Annotated in this window: 12 protein-coding genes; 3 read left to right on the top strand and 9 right to left on the bottom strand. The window is 41.1% G+C overall.

Translation table 11 applies throughout. The features are described 5' to 3' along the window. Positions 1 to 344 precede the first annotated feature (344 nt). Complete coding sequence (locus tag ACS8FA_RS26015) at positions 345 to 1109, top strand: cytochrome C assembly family protein (protein ID WP_102091933.1); 765 nt, start codon at positions 345 to 347, stop codon at positions 1107 to 1109. An 85-nt stretch (positions 1110 to 1194) separates the two neighbouring features. On the opposite strand, the gene purU is transcribed toward ACS8FA_RS26015, so the two are convergent. Both purU and ACS8FA_RS26025 read right to left on the bottom strand, forming a co-directional pair. Continuing rightward, positions 1195 to 2115 (bottom strand): formyltetrahydrofolate deformylase, encoded by a 921-nt coding sequence (purU, locus tag ACS8FA_RS26020; protein WP_227670811.1) that lies wholly within the window; start codon positions 2113 to 2115, stop codon positions 1195 to 1197. Between the two features lie 221 nt (positions 2116 to 2336). Continuing rightward, positions 2337 to 8051: a beta strand repeat-containing protein gene (locus ACS8FA_RS26025; protein WP_439266957.1), complete on the bottom strand. Its 5715-nt coding sequence runs from the start codon at positions 8049 to 8051 to the stop codon at positions 2337 to 2339. A 484-nt stretch (positions 8052 to 8535) separates the two neighbouring features. Here ACS8FA_RS26025 and rpmB point away from each other — a divergent pair, with 484 nt between their 5' ends. Both rpmB and rpmG read left to right on the top strand, forming a co-directional pair. After that, positions 8536 to 8772 carry a 50S ribosomal protein L28 gene (gene rpmB / locus ACS8FA_RS26030; protein ID WP_057761372.1) on the top strand — a complete coding sequence of 79 codons (237 nt, stop codon included), beginning with the start codon at positions 8536 to 8538 and terminating at the stop codon, positions 8770 to 8772. A 128-nt stretch (positions 8773 to 8900) separates the two neighbouring features. Then, on the top strand, positions 8901 to 9056 hold the full coding sequence (rpmG, locus tag ACS8FA_RS26035; protein ID WP_010201403.1) for a 50S ribosomal protein L33: 156 nt from the start codon (positions 8901 to 8903) through the stop codon (positions 9054 to 9056). 157 nt (positions 9057 to 9213) lie between these two features. Here the strand turns inward: rpmG and ACS8FA_RS26040 are convergent, their stop codons facing one another. From ACS8FA_RS26040 to ACS8FA_RS26070, 7 genes are all read right to left on the bottom strand, one after another. Then, positions 9214 to 9531 (bottom strand): hypothetical protein, encoded by a 318-nt coding sequence (locus ACS8FA_RS26040; protein WP_439266955.1) that lies wholly within the window; start codon positions 9529 to 9531, stop codon positions 9214 to 9216. 221 nt (positions 9532 to 9752) lie between these two features. Beyond that, a complete protein-coding gene (locus ACS8FA_RS26045; RefSeq protein WP_057761376.1) occupies positions 9753 to 10064 on the bottom strand; it encodes a hypothetical protein in 312 nt (103 codons plus the stop codon). A gap of 143 nt (positions 10065 to 10207) precedes the next feature. Beyond that, complete coding sequence (locus ACS8FA_RS26050; RefSeq protein ID WP_439266953.1) at positions 10208 to 10606, bottom strand: hypothetical protein; 399 nt, start codon at positions 10604 to 10606, stop codon at positions 10208 to 10210. 106 nt (positions 10607 to 10712) lie between these two features. Next, on the bottom strand, positions 10713 to 11402 hold the full coding sequence (rpe, locus tag ACS8FA_RS26055; RefSeq protein ID WP_101205795.1) for a ribulose-phosphate 3-epimerase: 690 nt from the start codon (positions 11400 to 11402) through the stop codon (positions 10713 to 10715). 113 nt (positions 11403 to 11515) lie between these two features. Next, complete coding sequence (locus ACS8FA_RS26060) at positions 11516 to 11797, bottom strand: TIGR03643 family protein (protein WP_371547594.1); 282 nt, start codon at positions 11795 to 11797, stop codon at positions 11516 to 11518. 229 nt (positions 11798 to 12026) lie between these two features. Further along, on the bottom strand, positions 12027 to 12917 hold the full coding sequence (gene fghA, locus ACS8FA_RS26065) for an S-formylglutathione hydrolase (protein ID WP_439266950.1): 891 nt from the start codon (positions 12915 to 12917) through the stop codon (positions 12027 to 12029). A 120-nt stretch (positions 12918 to 13037) separates the two neighbouring features. Continuing rightward, positions 13038 to 14519, bottom strand: coding sequence for a C13 family peptidase (locus ACS8FA_RS26070; RefSeq protein ID WP_439266948.1), 1482 nt, complete (start codon positions 14517 to 14519; stop codon positions 13038 to 13040). Positions 14520 to 14784 lie beyond the last annotated feature (265 nt).

A 14784-nucleotide genomic window follows, 5' to 3' on the forward strand; every position in this document is an offset into this window, starting at 1 on the left:
TATTAGGATATTGCATGACAAGGGACATGATAAAAGAATTATATTATCAATACTATAGCATTAACATGGCTCAAAACTTATAGTCGTTTCGCAAAGGACACAGCGATTATAATTGTAGTCAACTTTTTATAGATTACATATTTTATGTTTTGCGCTATGCAGCACTTCTGATCATTTATAAGTTATAAGCAAGATGGTGCTCAATTGGCACCCATTTTATGATAAATTGGACGATTATTCTAATCATTCTGATAATACCACTTTAGCGACACATTGAGCGGCAGTTTATGCTCAGTATAAGATGAGGCTTTTTATCTGTGCACTTTGCATTCTTACTTGCTAGCATGGCTTATATCTTAGTCAGCATCCATATTGGTTGGGCGCTGGTTCAGGACAAACCTATCCACAAAAGCCTCAGTTTGGGCTTATTGCTGGTTGGCATGGCGGCACATGCGGCACTGCTATATCCATACGTTGTGACGCTGTATGGTTTGAATTTCAACTTATTCAATATAATCAGTCTGACCAGTTTATTTTTCTTATTCTTTTACCTGTTGTTCTGTTTATACCGTCCTATTCTTAGTCTTGGTATTTTGGCTGCACCCACTGCGCTAATAGGTATGACGGTCGGTTATGTCGGCCGCGCCCCTTATCAACCACTAACGGATGTCAGTATCGGACTTGAAATCCATATCATATTATCATTAGCTGCCTATTGTGTGCTGTTGATGGCTGCGGTACAAGCGCTATTTTTACGGCTACAAATACGTGAGCTCAAGCATCATACCATTCATCGCTTTTGGGTCAATAAACTACCCTCCTTGCAAAGTATGGAGAGTTTATTATTCGATATGCTATTGGTTGGCTTTGTATTGCTAAGTATCGCACTGGGGATTGGGTTTATCTATGTACAAGACTTGATGGCGCAGCATATTGTGCATAAGACTGTTTTTAGTCTACTGTCGTGGTTATTATTTGGTGTGCTACTATTCGGTAACTGGCGTGCAGGCTGGCGAGGCAAACGTGCGGCTAATATCACTATTTATGCTTTTATCCTATTAGCCATTGGCTTTGTTGGTAGCAAGTTCGTCTTAGAAATGCTCCTATAAAATATATGTTCAAAAAAAGGCGGTCAGTAACTGTTGCTACTGACCGCCTTTTTTACATTTTTAGCCGACTCACTACTAATTCTTCTTAGTTAAATACCACTGTCTTATTACCCGCCACAATCACACGGTTTTGCACATGCCAGTTTACAGCACGTGCTAATACGTTGCGTTCGATATCACGGCCGATAGCACGCAACTCTGTCACCCCTTGGCGATGCGTCACACGGTGTACATCTTGCTCAATGATAGGCCCTTGATCAAGCTCAGCTGTGACATAATGCGCAGTTGCTCCAATAAGCTTAACGCCTTTATCGTAAGCTTGACGATAAGGATCTGCACCCACAAACGCAGGTAAGAATGAATGATGAATATTGATAATCTGCATCGGCCAACGTTTGACGAAATCTGATGACAATATCTGCATATAGCGCGCCAATACTAACAAGTCGTTACCTGCCATCAACTTATGAATCTGCTCTTCTGCCTCTGCCTTATTGTCTTTGGTCACTGGCACATGATGAAAAGTAATGCCAAAGTTTTGTACTGCTTGCTTTAAATCAGGATGGTTGCTGACCACGCAAGTAATCTCGCAATCGAGCAATCCACGCTGATGTCGCCATAATAAATCTAACAACGCATGATCAAATTTAGATACCAAAATACCGACTTTGGTCTTCGTTGCATTATTATGTAGACGCCAATCCATATCGTGGCGCTTAGCAACCGTATGCGCAAAGCTGGCTTCAAAATTCTCGATAATATCGCTCAATCCTGCCAAAGCAAACTCTAAACGCATAAAATATTGACCGCCTTCATGTGCCGTTGAATACTGATCGAGCGTAATGATATTAGCGCCATAACGATGAATAAATTCAGAGACTGCCTGTACGATACCTGCCTGATCTTTGCATTTGATGAGCAACGTGGCTGTATCAATAGCACTAGGTGTCTGTTTGCTCTGAGAAGCTATGGTCGATAATGAAACCGTTTTAGTGTTGTCTGACATAATTCGCCCAATATAAAAAATGATGACTTATCGCTGAAAAATTGCTGACAGCATAGTAAACCGGTTATTTTAATCTTTTTTGCAATATTTTGCTGAGCGAGTTGGTTTTTTTTGGTTATTTAAGGTGATTTGGTTTTTTGAAAGGACAAACTAAAAACCCCCAACGTAGGGTTGGGGGTTCTAGTACTGCTATCATTTAGACTATTAGCTCGTTGCTAATATTATTCAACTTTAATTACTTTATTAAATCCAATTCCATTATTACGAACATTAATCACAGAACCTAAATCAAATGCTTGATTGAAATTGACAATATAAATCGTATCATTGCTACTTGAATTTGGTAATGAATTAACCCCATCGATTGAAACAGAGTAGTTTGGCTGATAAGGTGATAGTCTTACTGTTGTACTACCCAGTGGATAAGCACTTGTAGAGTTCGCATTAACACTAACACTCATATTATTTACACAAGTAGCTCCACCCGTACCGAATGGGCTCGCATTATCTATCCAAGGCGTGACCAAGCTGGTTCCGCTTATTGATAAATCGTTTACCTCGCTAGGTAGTTGATAGTTAATACTTTGTGTATTCTCACTACCATTTAAGAATGTAGTAGCGTCAAACTGCACTTCCACCCAGTTGGAATAGCGCAATGGGTAACGAATTTGAAAATCAGCACGCCCTTCATCATTAGTAATAAACGTATAACCATCTTCTGAAACCGTACCACCAATAATTGCAACTGGATTAATTGAGTCTAGCTGTTTGTTACCAATGACAATATTACCATTAGTATCAACATTTCTGTCAATATCTTCGTCTTGATCTAATGTATAGTTATAGTTTAGATCTTCCGTGGTAATCCATTCAGACTGCAAGAAAATAGGCAGTTTTTCAGAGAAAACTTGAGGATCTGGTGTTATGGTAACCGAATTACCATTCTCATCCTTTTCTTTGGTATCAGCTGCTTGATAGGTAACTGTACTGTCTAACAAACAGACTCTACCTTGAGCATATTTTGTGGCATAAGACTTAATTGATACCTCTGTGTTTGGGACAGCACGCCCGGAACCATCCATCACAGAGATTGAACCGCGAACCGTGTAGTAAATGTCATCAGAAGATAACGTATTGGCAAACGCCAAAGTCGTATAAACCGCTTCTTTCGATACCGTAATCTTAGTCGTTTTGGTACCAATACCTGCATTGTCGTTTAATAATCGAGCATTAATTTCTACACCACCGATAGGTGAGCTGGCATTGGCTTGATAGACAACTCGCGCCTCACCTCTAATATTTGTCACTGCGGTAGCAGCAGATAATCGGCCTGCTGATGAGTCTGCAGCACGACTAAAGACGACTGTCTGCCCTTCTACTGGTACATCGTTTTTGTCTTTAACTGTGGCCACAACTTCTGTACTGCTACCTGGTGTAATAACTGATCTTACTGCTTGGAACAGTACCTTAGCTGGCGTGGTGGCTCTAAAACGCGTGTCTACGGTTGTTTGGTATTTGAGTTGACCGTTACTCATCTCACCAAGTACTGTCGCCTGTAATACAGCTATACCAGCAAGTGGAGAGTTTAGTACGACTGGAACTGTAATAATATTATCTTGAATATTGGCAGCCGTTATCGCTTGAGTCGAGATGACATCATTGTTCGCAAACGTTCCGATCGTTGTTTGTACTTCTAAAAGCTTACCAATAAGGGCATTCGCTTCAGCTGCAGAGTTAGTGCGAATCTGGATATTAATATTCTGAGCAACATTGACATCGTAAGAGTCTTCAATATCGATGAAACTAATACCCGCTTGCGATACCTTAACCAAATCAATGCTACTGGTACTACGCTGCGTGGTCAGTTCTCGCTCACCTACCGCTCTTACAAAGACACGTAAGTTACCATTGCTATCAAAGCTCAAATTACTTTCGTTCACTGAAAAGCTAGCTTTACCTTCTGAATCGGTGGTCGCGGTTGCATCACTAGCAATAAGGTTGCCGTCAGTATCAATGAGTTCTACTTTAGCATTTGCAATCGAAAGTCCCGTCCCATCAGTTAAAGTAGAAGACAGGGTGGTTGTACTGTTATCTTTGAGATTTTTTTCAGATGCTGTAAGGGTGAGTGTTGTGCCAATTGCTGATAAGCTCAAGGCCTTCTCTTCGCGCACTTGCATACTGACATTACCATCTACGTCATATTGTGGCGTGACGATTTTGGCATTGATTACAACACTATGATTGAGGCGTGCATTTGTAGAATTGGCAGCTAGGATGATACCAACATCTATCTGACCACTAGCGTCAGTCGTTACCATGCTTGGCGTGGTCAAGGCTGCACCACTTGCTTCTAAGTTTGCAATACTCAGCTGTACTGGCACTCCTGATAAAACACCACCATTACTATCTGTCACTCGGAAGGTCGCATTAGTCTGATCGCCGCCGGTATTCAAAGTAGACTTATCAGAAGACGCTATTAACTGATAGCTATCGATCGTAGCGGTATCTACTGCAACGATATAGTTTTGTACTAATGAAGTGTTTTCGGCAGTGGTTGTGGTCGCTGTTAATCGAATACCAGCTTCTAACGTTGCTTGGTTAACGTTCGCCCCATCTTCAAGAGTTAGGTTAAAGGTAGCTACGCCATCACTGTTGGTAGTAGCAGTACCGTTCGAGATACTGACACCCGTTTTTATAGGGTCATCAACGTTTAAAGTAACTTGACGATTGGCAATAGCACCGTCTGTATTTTCTAAACGAACAAACACTTTGAAGGTATCACCTTTGGTATTGACGACTTTATTTGCACCAATAGTAAGACTTTCAGTCGTACCAGTTGGCACAGTAGTACGGACAGTACTCGTCTGCGTCACAATATTTCCGCTACTATCAGCTGCTGATAATGCCACAACAAAGCTTGTACCTAATGCGGCCTTTTGAACATCAGTTAAGCTATTCGGTACTGCCAAAGTAAACACAGCCTTGCCTGAATCATCAGTAGTTTGATTACCACCTGATACTAAGGTAACTCCTTGACTTGCAATAGAGGCTGGCAGTGCAAGGAATACTTTTTGTCCAGCCACAATATTACCTTTACTGTCTCTTGCTGTTACCTCAACCTGTGTTTCGCCGCCATTCAAGTTTAAGGCATTTACTGGATTAGCAATTAGAGAAATGGCCGATGTCATCGATTGGACTTTAATTTTGACTTGCTGTTGCTTGCTAGTTAATGTTTCTGTCAGAGTAGCTGTCAATACTTGTTTGCTGAGTGCTTCTTTTTGCTCATCACTTAGGTTGTCTGGAACTACAACGTTAAAGCTAACCAAACCATTAGTATCTGTACTAGCAGTGATATTTGATGACCCAAGCTGACCATTTACTATTAACAAGCTTGCTAGTTCAGGGTTATTAAATACAAGTTTCACTGTTTGATTGGCGACTTGCTCACCAGATGACTGATTATTTAACTGTGCTTGGATAGTAGCAGTACTACCCACATTGCTTAAGATATATCCTGCTTGATTATCAATATTATTAGTGGCATTCAAGATACTTAAACTAACGCTAGGCGTAGTGATTTTTACTTTCTGTATTTCTGACTTATAAGAAACATTGTTTTCAGCATAAGTTAGCTGATAATTGATACCAGTGTTCTTTAAATCTGCTCGTTGTATCGCTGTCAAACCTTCAGGTACATTAATAGCAAAAATCGCCTCACCATTAAAATCTGTAGTCGCTGTAGTTTGAGTAGCTGTGACACCGTACTCTAATGCTTTTGCACCTAGCTGGATAGTAACCGCTTTGTCTCTGACTGGCTGAGCACTACTCGCTCTAGTAGTTAATTTCACACCGATGTTGCCACTACCGCCCAACTCACCAATCTCTGGAGTTGTGATAGAAGCAAACTGAATGCTGGTTACTGGCTGTTCAACTTTTACTGTCTGAATAATTTTGGATTGAGTACCATCTTCATCGGTCAGTACTGCCGTATAGGCAATACCTGCTTTTATTAGTTGATCACGCTGTGCTTGTGTTAGGTTTTGACTGATACGAACTGTAAACTCTGCCACACCACTGCTGTTTGTGGTTTGTTCGTTACCTTGAATAGTAATACCTGTAGCAAATCCTTCATTAATGACAAGCTTGACTGTACGACCAACAGCAGCACTACCATCTTTACGCTTACCTAAGATTTGTAATTTGAACTCTTCATCTAAGACACTCGCGACTACAGGTACACTTTGCGCAGTTAATGTGATATCGCTTTGTCCGATATCTGAACCAATGCGAATACTCTCACTACTGACAGTACTTTTTACTCCTGACGCTTCTGTTATATTTGCATTCAATGCAAAACTACCTGCATTTTCGATCTGTGCTTTTTGTGACACAGTCAAGTTATTAGGCACTCGTACTGTATAGCTAACTTCACCTTTAGCATTAGTGGTTTGTTCTGAGTTATTTTCCAAGGTCAGTAGACCTGCACCAGCTAGGATTTTTGGTAAACTTGCTATTACTTTTTGTCCTTCCACTACACCACCGCGGCTATCATTAACGCGGAAGCTAATGACGGCACTGCCACCTGAGCTTGACAGCTCTTTTTTATTGCTTTCATTGAAGTTAATTTTGTATTCTGCAGTAGGTAGATAAACTGTGCTAGAGGCTGTCTTTGAGGTCAATGAACGACTAGGCTCAGTTAGCACAACCGTATAACTAATGCCATCTTTGATAAGAGTGTTACGGTCAGCCTCGCTCACAGTAGCATCAACATTCAAAGTTACTTTGGCTTGGCCTTGAGCATCTAAAGTCACTTTATTAGCGCTTAGGCTCACTCCAGTCAATTCATTATTAAGTTTGATGGTGGCTGTCGATCCATTGATAACTGTTGGTACTTTGGAATTTTTGGCAGCAGCCGTAATAGTGATAGTTTGGCTGTCGCCATAAGCACTAAGACGACTAGAGTGACCTGTCACTGTCAAAGCATAATCAGAAATAGGCAGCGCTGCTTTAAACTCACCTTTCGTTTCTTTGGTAGCGCCATTTTCTTCTGCAATGTTGATAGCATAAGCTATGGTTTTACCTACTAGCGCTGTACGATCAGCGACTGATAATTTGTCATCAACTTGAATCGTAAAAGTAGCTAAACCGTTAGTATCAGTCACTGCAGTACTACCACCAACGATAGCAACTCCTTTAACGTTGGCTATACCCAAACCAACCGCTACGTCTTTGACGCGAGCACCCTTACTATTTTTGGCAATCACACTAAGGGTTGCTGTATCACCATATACATTTAAGACATTATTGGAAACCGAACTAGTAGTCAATGAAGTACTTATATCAAGCTCGCTCTCAATGACTTGAGTGCCATCTCCACTACCTTCTCTACTAACGGAGACTTTCAGCTCTTGCGGTGCAACAGCTGTACCATCTGCTTTATTAGCAGTGGCTATTAAGGTAAAGCCGTTTGCGATTAATGCCTCTTTGTCTGCGACTGCCTGTGGGTTTAGCTTTAGTGTATATATTGCATTACCATCACTATCAGTCACTTGAGTGCTCTGACCTTCGATAGTGATACCGTTGGTTTCGGAGCTCACTACCTTTAATGTCACTGCTTTGCCAACCATCGCACCACCTGAGCCTACTTCGGCAGCTTTGACTGTAACATTAAAGATAGCCTGCTCATCAGATAACTCGATGATAGTAGGTGATGTACTGAGTTTCTGTAAGAAAAAATCAGGTTCAACATCTGGTACTTGTTCACCGCCGTCACTACCATCCGTTCCAGGCTGCGTAACTCCCAAATCAGGTGCCGGTGCAACAGAGTCTACGGTGTCACCATCACCGCCTCCACCACAACCTGCTAATGCTAATGCGCAAGTCAAAGAAGTGAGCTGAAACAACTTAGAAGTAAGGGGTAGAGAGCTGTATGACATGTTTTGACTCCGCATGAGCAGTAATTTATTCGAGCAAAAAGGCAGAAAACCATTACACAGAATTAAAGAAGATTGGTAATGATACTTAGATTTACAGTGATACCGATGTATTAACAGATTGTATTAAATATATAACAGCAACTTTACTGACTTTTGTTATAACTTACAACTAAAAATTAATCTTTACTATTAAACAATCAACAACATAGCACGCTCATTTCAGGGTATAATAGCCCTCCTTTAATCCAACAGTTATTGTAAAAATATTTGAGTATTCATCTGTTTTATGGTATAAATGTCGGCTTTAAAATTTTCTGAATTGGTCAGCCTGTTATTTGCCTTTAGATAGCAGCAAAACCAGCTCAACCTTCATATAGTTTTGTTTGGTGCAAAGCTGCCGCTTGCTGTGTCCATGCCGCAAAAACGTGCAACTTGCCCAGACTGGTATGAGAAAAACTCATACCTCATAGATTAGGAGTTCGCCATGTCTCGAGTTTGCCAAGTGACTGGAAAGCGCCCTATGGTGGGTAATAATGTTTCGCATGCAAACAACAAAACCCGTCGTCGCTTTCTACCAAACCTTCACAACCATCGTTTTTGGGTAGAGTCTGAAAACCGCTTTGTACGTCTACGTGTGTCTACCAAAGGTATGCGCATCATTGACAAACTTGGTATCGATAAAGTGTTAGCGGATCTACGCGCACAAGGTCAAAAAGTTTAAGTTAAAAATAGCAGCTGGGTGATGACTCTCATCATTTAGGCTGCTGTTTTGCTACATTAATTGTGGCAACTCACTCTTTGAGACACGTACCTATCGTTTGAAGACCCCTCATTTACAGGAAAGCTATCATGAGAGATAAAATTAAATTAGTATCAACAGCTGGTACTGGATATTACTACACCACTACTAAAAACAAGCGCACTATGCCTGGCAAAATGGAAATCAAAAAGTTTGATCCAAAAGTACGCCAGCATGTGATCTTCAAAGAAGCTAAAATCAAATAATTTCCATTTTATAAGTGGTACTATTTGAACAAAAAAAGGGTTTATCAATTGATAAACCCTTTTTTTCATGGCTGTAGTTTCATATTGCTAAGCTACGTCTTCAATTATTCGCTTTGACTGGTATTTGTTTTAGCTAATGCTCAAAAACAACCAAAGATTAGCTGTAGTGTGTTGGTTCTTTATCATATACATGGGCGTGCCACTTACTCATTTGCTTTTGCATAATGACCTGAATCGCAGCATGAATCATGTGTTGACCAATCGCTTGAGTATCGCTACCAAGTAGCTCTTTTAGCTTGTCAGAAAAATCAATAGTCATCAGCGGCGCTTCGTCTTGTTCAGCATCACGCAATAACAACCTACCATCATCTGCTTCCACCAGCTCTAACGTGGTTTCTTTGGCAAATCCTGCAAACTGATCGCTACTCTCGTTATCTACTTCTATATCATTATCGATATCGATATCGTATGGCATTAATGTGTTCCTTATTATCCCGTTTAGTACTGGTAGAGAAACTAGTCATTGCAAAGCAGTTATTTTCTAAAAATAAACTCATCCGGCAAATCTATCGTCTTACAGTAACGCGGGTAAATCTGTCTTACTCATACAATGGACGCTTTAACACTGGAATTCAAGGGCTGTCACATAAGTCTTCGCTATAAAAGCAAACTTACATGCCATGTCATTTGTATATATTAGTGCCAATAACGCAACTTTCCTAATGTAAATAAGAAGGCCACAAACATTCCAAGGTAATAAACCAGCTTTAGCTCAAGGCTAGGATCACGATATTTAAATGGCAGTGCAACGGTAGCCGTCGCAGTAGGCAATATCAGCAGCATAAGCAGCCAATTCTCAATGACATTTAACCAACCTTGTAAGTCGGTTCCGTGACGTAATGACGCCAATCCCATTAATAAACAAGCGATAATTAAGCTGGTAAATAAGCCATTTGGTAAGTCTTTAGGATAGATAATTTTAGCAATACTGGCTGGTACGATTCTCATATAAAATTCCAGTCATGCTTGTAGGACATGGTTTAATGATTAAAAATATAAAATATTACGATACTGTATAGGCGTGAATAAACAATATAGATGCGAATAAACGATACAGGCGCGAAAAAGACTTATATTTACAGCGAAACAACTTAACTATAAGTACCCATCAGCCATAGCATCGATATACAAGAGGTCAAATAACCCAAACTAATCGCATTCCAACTCTCGATATGCAGGCCTTTAACTTTATTAAGTATGCGAGAGCCTACCCAAAAAAACAGCGGAATGCCTAGCATAAATGCAGGCACAATGACCGCTGCATGACGCAGCACGGTTTCAACATCATCACCCACCATCAGGCGAAAGCCATAACCTGCCAAGCTAAGTACCAGTGCAAACATCGCTAAGCCAATGGTAATACCTCTAGGCACCAAGCTGCGCTGCGGTGTTTCACTTTCAAGTGATTGCTTAGCCTGCTGGTTCAACGCTTCATGAGAGCTTGCTTGCTCAGAAGGTTCTGTTGAACGGCTAGAATTGTTTGTGTCCATATTTCACCTTTACGTGACTGACCGTTATATAGAGTCATAAGTTATACAGCACATTCTAATATTATTATGGCATGGCTAATAGCGTTTATTAACCATACAACACTCGCTAGCTGTTGTTGGCTAATAACAACTCTGCGCGCATCTCATCGATAGCCGTTTTATAATCTTCTTGATTAAAAATCGCAGAACCCGCAACGAACATATCAGCACCTGCTTCAGCAATCGCACGTATATTACTGGCTTTGATACCGCCATCAACTTCCAATCGAATATCTCGACCACTAGTAATGATACGCTGACGTACCTGACGGACTTTATCTAAAGTACTATCGATAAACGACTGTCCACCATAGCCCGGGTTCACACTCATTAATAAAATCTGATCTACTTTATCCATAACATAATCAAGATAATGTAATGGCGTCGCTGGATTCAATACCAAACCACACTCTGCACCGCCATCTTTGATCAGTTGAAGTGAGCGATCGATATGAGCGCTGGCTTCTGGATGGAAGGTAATGATACTAGCACCCGCTTCCAAAAACTGCTCAATCATACTATCGACAGGTGAAACCATCAGATGCACATCAATTGGCGCTTCAACACCATAGTCACGCAATGCCTTACAAATCATACTACCAAACGTCAAATTGGGTACGTAGTGGTTGTCCATTACATCAAAATGAATCACATCGGCACCCGACTCTAGTACCTTCTCCACTTCTTCGCCCAACCGCGCGAAATCAGCTGAGAGTATCGACGGTGCAATAAGATAAGGTTTAGCAGGACTGTTCATAATTGAGCTACCTAATTCATGTTTATATAAGATATTGATAAATTAAAAAGAAAGTTCTAAGCGGCTCACATATGCTGAGAGCCTTTATATAATGATGTTAAATACTTAATGGTTTAGCGCTGCTTATATTGGGTTTTACAATAAGCACGGCCAACTTCGAAAGAGCGCTTTGCCTCATGTTTGGTAGCACGATTGCTCACTCTCTGACGCCATAAGCGAAAAGATGACGGCTTTAGCTCTTGGCGCATGAGTTTGATAACCCCAGTCTCATCGAGACCGTAGCTATGCTCTATAGCACCAAATGGCGTTCTATCTTCCCATGCCATCTCTATCACGCGAGATATTTGCACATCATCAAGTACTCTATCACCAGCGTCGTTGACGGTTTTTGCAATCAGCTCGTCTGACTTAACTTGAGACACTTCATCACTATAATCAATGTTACGTTGTTTCTTTTGTAGAGCAGCATCCATATCAGCTTGCATAGTCGCTTTTGTAGAGCTCGTATCTGCTGACTTATTCTTTGAATTAGAAGCTGTCAAATCTTGATAACTTGCCATAAAAATTACCTGTTGAGCATGAATGGAATAGCGAAAAATGTATCACGGTCATCTAAAAGACATCTTAGCTCATTTGAGCCATATGCCAATGATGTTCGATATGATCATTAATCACTGTTTGGATAAAATAATAGCTGTGGTCATGCCCCGCTTGATAGCGTAATGTTAAGGGCTGTTTGGCTTTTGCACAAGCATCTTGTAGTTTAGAAGTCTGTAGCTGACCTTCTGCTAAGAAATTATCAGCAGCGCCTTGATCAACCAAAATGCTCGAATACTGCTGACCGACTTTTTCAATCATCTGTGAGACGTCCGCTTGCGCCCATAGAGACTTATCATCACCGAAGTACTCTGTGTAAGCAGCTTGCCCCCATGCAGACTCACTAGCTGCGCATACTGGCGATAAAGCTGATACGCTGACAAACTTACTTGGGAACTTAAACCCTAGCAATAACGCGCCATGACCTCCCATTGAGTGTCCTGTAACACCAATACTGTGGATGGGAAACTCTGAACGTAATAAGTCATATAGCTCATCAACGATGTAGCTTTGCATATTAAAATTGTCTGACCAAGGCGCTTGGGTCGCGTCAACATAATAGCTTGCACCTTGACCGACAAAATAGCGATCGTCGTTTGGTACATCGCTGTCGTCACTACTTCTAGGTGAAGTATCAGGTGCGATAAGTATCATACCAAGCTCACTGCATTTTTGCTGAAAATGCGCTTTATGAGTGACGTTATCAGCATTACACGTCAGACCTGATAGGTACAATATCGCAGGACAACGTCGTCCAGCCAAGGCTTCATCAGGTAGATAAATACTAAACGTCATAGAGGTTTTGGTAGATGTCGACTCGTGACTATAATAATGCTGCTCACCGTTGAAACAGCGATTCACGCTTTTTTGGGTAAGCTGCTTATTGGTAGATAAACTATGACTATAGGAATTTTGCATGAGTGATATCCTTTTATTCAAAATAGAACCAATGACAATGTTTAATAAATATTCATCATCTAATAGTAAATCTGATATTGGCATTTATTAAATGCCAAATCATACTTTATATTTATTTAGCTATTCAGCAGCTATCTCTACTTCGTCTACCGACAGATTAGTAGCGCTGTCAGGTAGAATATTAACTGTTGTAGAAGTAGCATTATTTGTAATACTAGCAACGGATGGGCGCGCCTTATCAAACAATACTTGCTCAAACGCAGGCAATGCCGTCTCCATTAAACTACCGATTACCATCTGCGGCTCTGATGGCTCAAAGCCCATTGCGCTCTCACGCTCATTGACCCGTATACTGGCATCCTTAAAAGCCGACTCAAAACTGGTATTCCCTCGTAGACTTTCAGCAAAAAACGCTTGACCAAAATACGTCATCTCAGCTGTATTCGTGCAGCCAAATGATGCTTTGTCAGCGGCTGATGCAGTAATCACTACCGTGGTTGGCGATGCCAATTCGTCAATAAACGAACCTGAGTAGCAGGCAGACACCACGATCACACGCCAGCGAATACCCGATGCGTCTAGCGCGTCACGCAACCATGTAGCATCTAAATTATCCATCGCAAGCGGCGGATTTGCCAACTGAACGATATCTTGGTTACCATGTGAAGACAACGTCAGGAACAACACATCTTCATCAGCGTTCATCTGCTGACCAATTTTCTTTAGACCGCGCAAAATGCTGGTCTTAGTAGCGATTGGTTCATCTAGCCAACTATAAGTATTATTAATCAGCGATAGTGAATGCCCGCTGGTACCAAAGCGTACATCAAACAACTCGCGCACCTTGTTAATCTCAGAGCGAAAGACGTTTTGATCAGAAAATCCTGCCACTCCCATGAAGTACCAGTCGGTTTTGCCATCGATACTTGGGTCTATACTATCCAATGCTTGCTGTAATAGACGTGGCTGCTGATACAGTGCCGCCTCTTCTAGTACAGGCTCTACAGGTATTTGCTTAAAGATCGGCTGGTCAGCGACATTACGCTGCCAGATGGTCAGCAACGCTACCGCGCCAACCAATACAATGATTCGCTCCCACCATGGTATACGCAGACGACGGGAGAAAATCCACAATAGAGCTAGCGTTTGCCATAAGAACAATACTAAAAAAAGTACTGGTAAGAACGAATAACTCCAATTTGGCAACCAACCATAGCTACCAAAAAACTGCACCAAGCTCTGTAATAAGGCTGACAATGTATCGGCGACCAACCACAGCACTACTGGTACAAATACCAATGCTTGATTGCTCGCTCGCCGAGCCAAAATGATACCACCAAGCAAAATAATCATCGGCCAGATCAAATAACTGACCAATCCTTGCTCATTAAATATGCTGCCACTTTCAGCAGCTAACCATGAAAATAAGACATTACTACCAAGCGCCAATAGTGCAAATACGGCAAACTGTACAAAAGTGGGTTTAACCCAAGAAAAAGCCCGTGTTGAGCCCACTAGCATCCACAAAGTTGCAATAATATTGGCAGCGAAATTGAGCGAAAAACGCTGAAGCGAGACGGTTTTTAACGACGTAAGTGACAAAGACTTAGACCTCTAGCCAGTCGAGAAAAATAAAATGACTCAATGATAATTATCTTAATGTAACAGCCACGCGGTGCAATCAATTGACGATTTTTTGTACAGCATGCAGACATCGATTTATATTGAATTCACGATGGAGTGATTATAGAAGATGACCAGCACTGCTTAATATTTTAGCTCGCTAATCTATCGCGATTGTAACGGATTGTCGGTTAAGAGGATAAGGCTGATTTGTAAAATTCACTCAAATTCGGCTAAAAATTCA

The sequence above is a fragment of the Psychrobacter sp. 1Y1 genome (assembly GCF_051847395.2).
Taxonomy (GTDB): domain Bacteria; phylum Pseudomonadota; class Gammaproteobacteria; order Pseudomonadales; family Moraxellaceae; genus Psychrobacter.

What these genes read in the sequence shown, in the direction of transcription:
- rpe (WP_101205795.1), bottom strand. Translation starts at nt 11,402, where the DNA reads ATGAACAGTCCTGCTAAACCTTATCTTATTGCACCGTCGATACTCTCA.
- purU (WP_227670811.1), bottom strand. Translation starts at nt 2,115, where the DNA reads ATGTCAGACAACACTAAAACGGTTTCATTATCGACCATAGCTTCTCAG.
- ACS8FA_RS26045 (WP_057761376.1), bottom strand. Translation starts at nt 10,064, where the DNA reads ATGAGAATCGTACCAGCCAGTATTGCTAAAATTATCTATCCTAAAGAC.
- rpmB (WP_057761372.1), top strand. Translation starts at nt 8,536, where the DNA reads ATGTCTCGAGTTTGCCAAGTGACTGGAAAGCGCCCTATGGTGGGTAAT.
- ACS8FA_RS26040 (WP_439266955.1), bottom strand. Translation starts at nt 9,531, where the DNA reads ATGCCATACGATATCGATATCGATAATGATATAGAAGTAGATAACGAG.
- ACS8FA_RS26015 (WP_102091933.1), top strand. Translation starts at nt 345, where the DNA reads ATGGCTTATATCTTAGTCAGCATCCATATTGGTTGGGCGCTGGTTCAG.
- ACS8FA_RS26050 (WP_439266953.1), bottom strand. Translation starts at nt 10,606, where the DNA reads ATGGACACAAACAATTCTAGCCGTTCAACAGAACCTTCTGAGCAAGCA.
- ACS8FA_RS26025 (WP_439266957.1), bottom strand. Translation starts at nt 8,051, where the DNA reads ATGTCATACAGCTCTCTACCCCTTACTTCTAAGTTGTTTCAGCTCACT.
- rpmG (WP_010201403.1), top strand. Translation starts at nt 8,901, where the DNA reads ATGAGAGATAAAATTAAATTAGTATCAACAGCTGGTACTGGATATTAC.
- fghA (WP_439266950.1), bottom strand. Translation starts at nt 12,917, where the DNA reads ATGCAAAATTCCTATAGTCATAGTTTATCTACCAATAAGCAGCTTACC.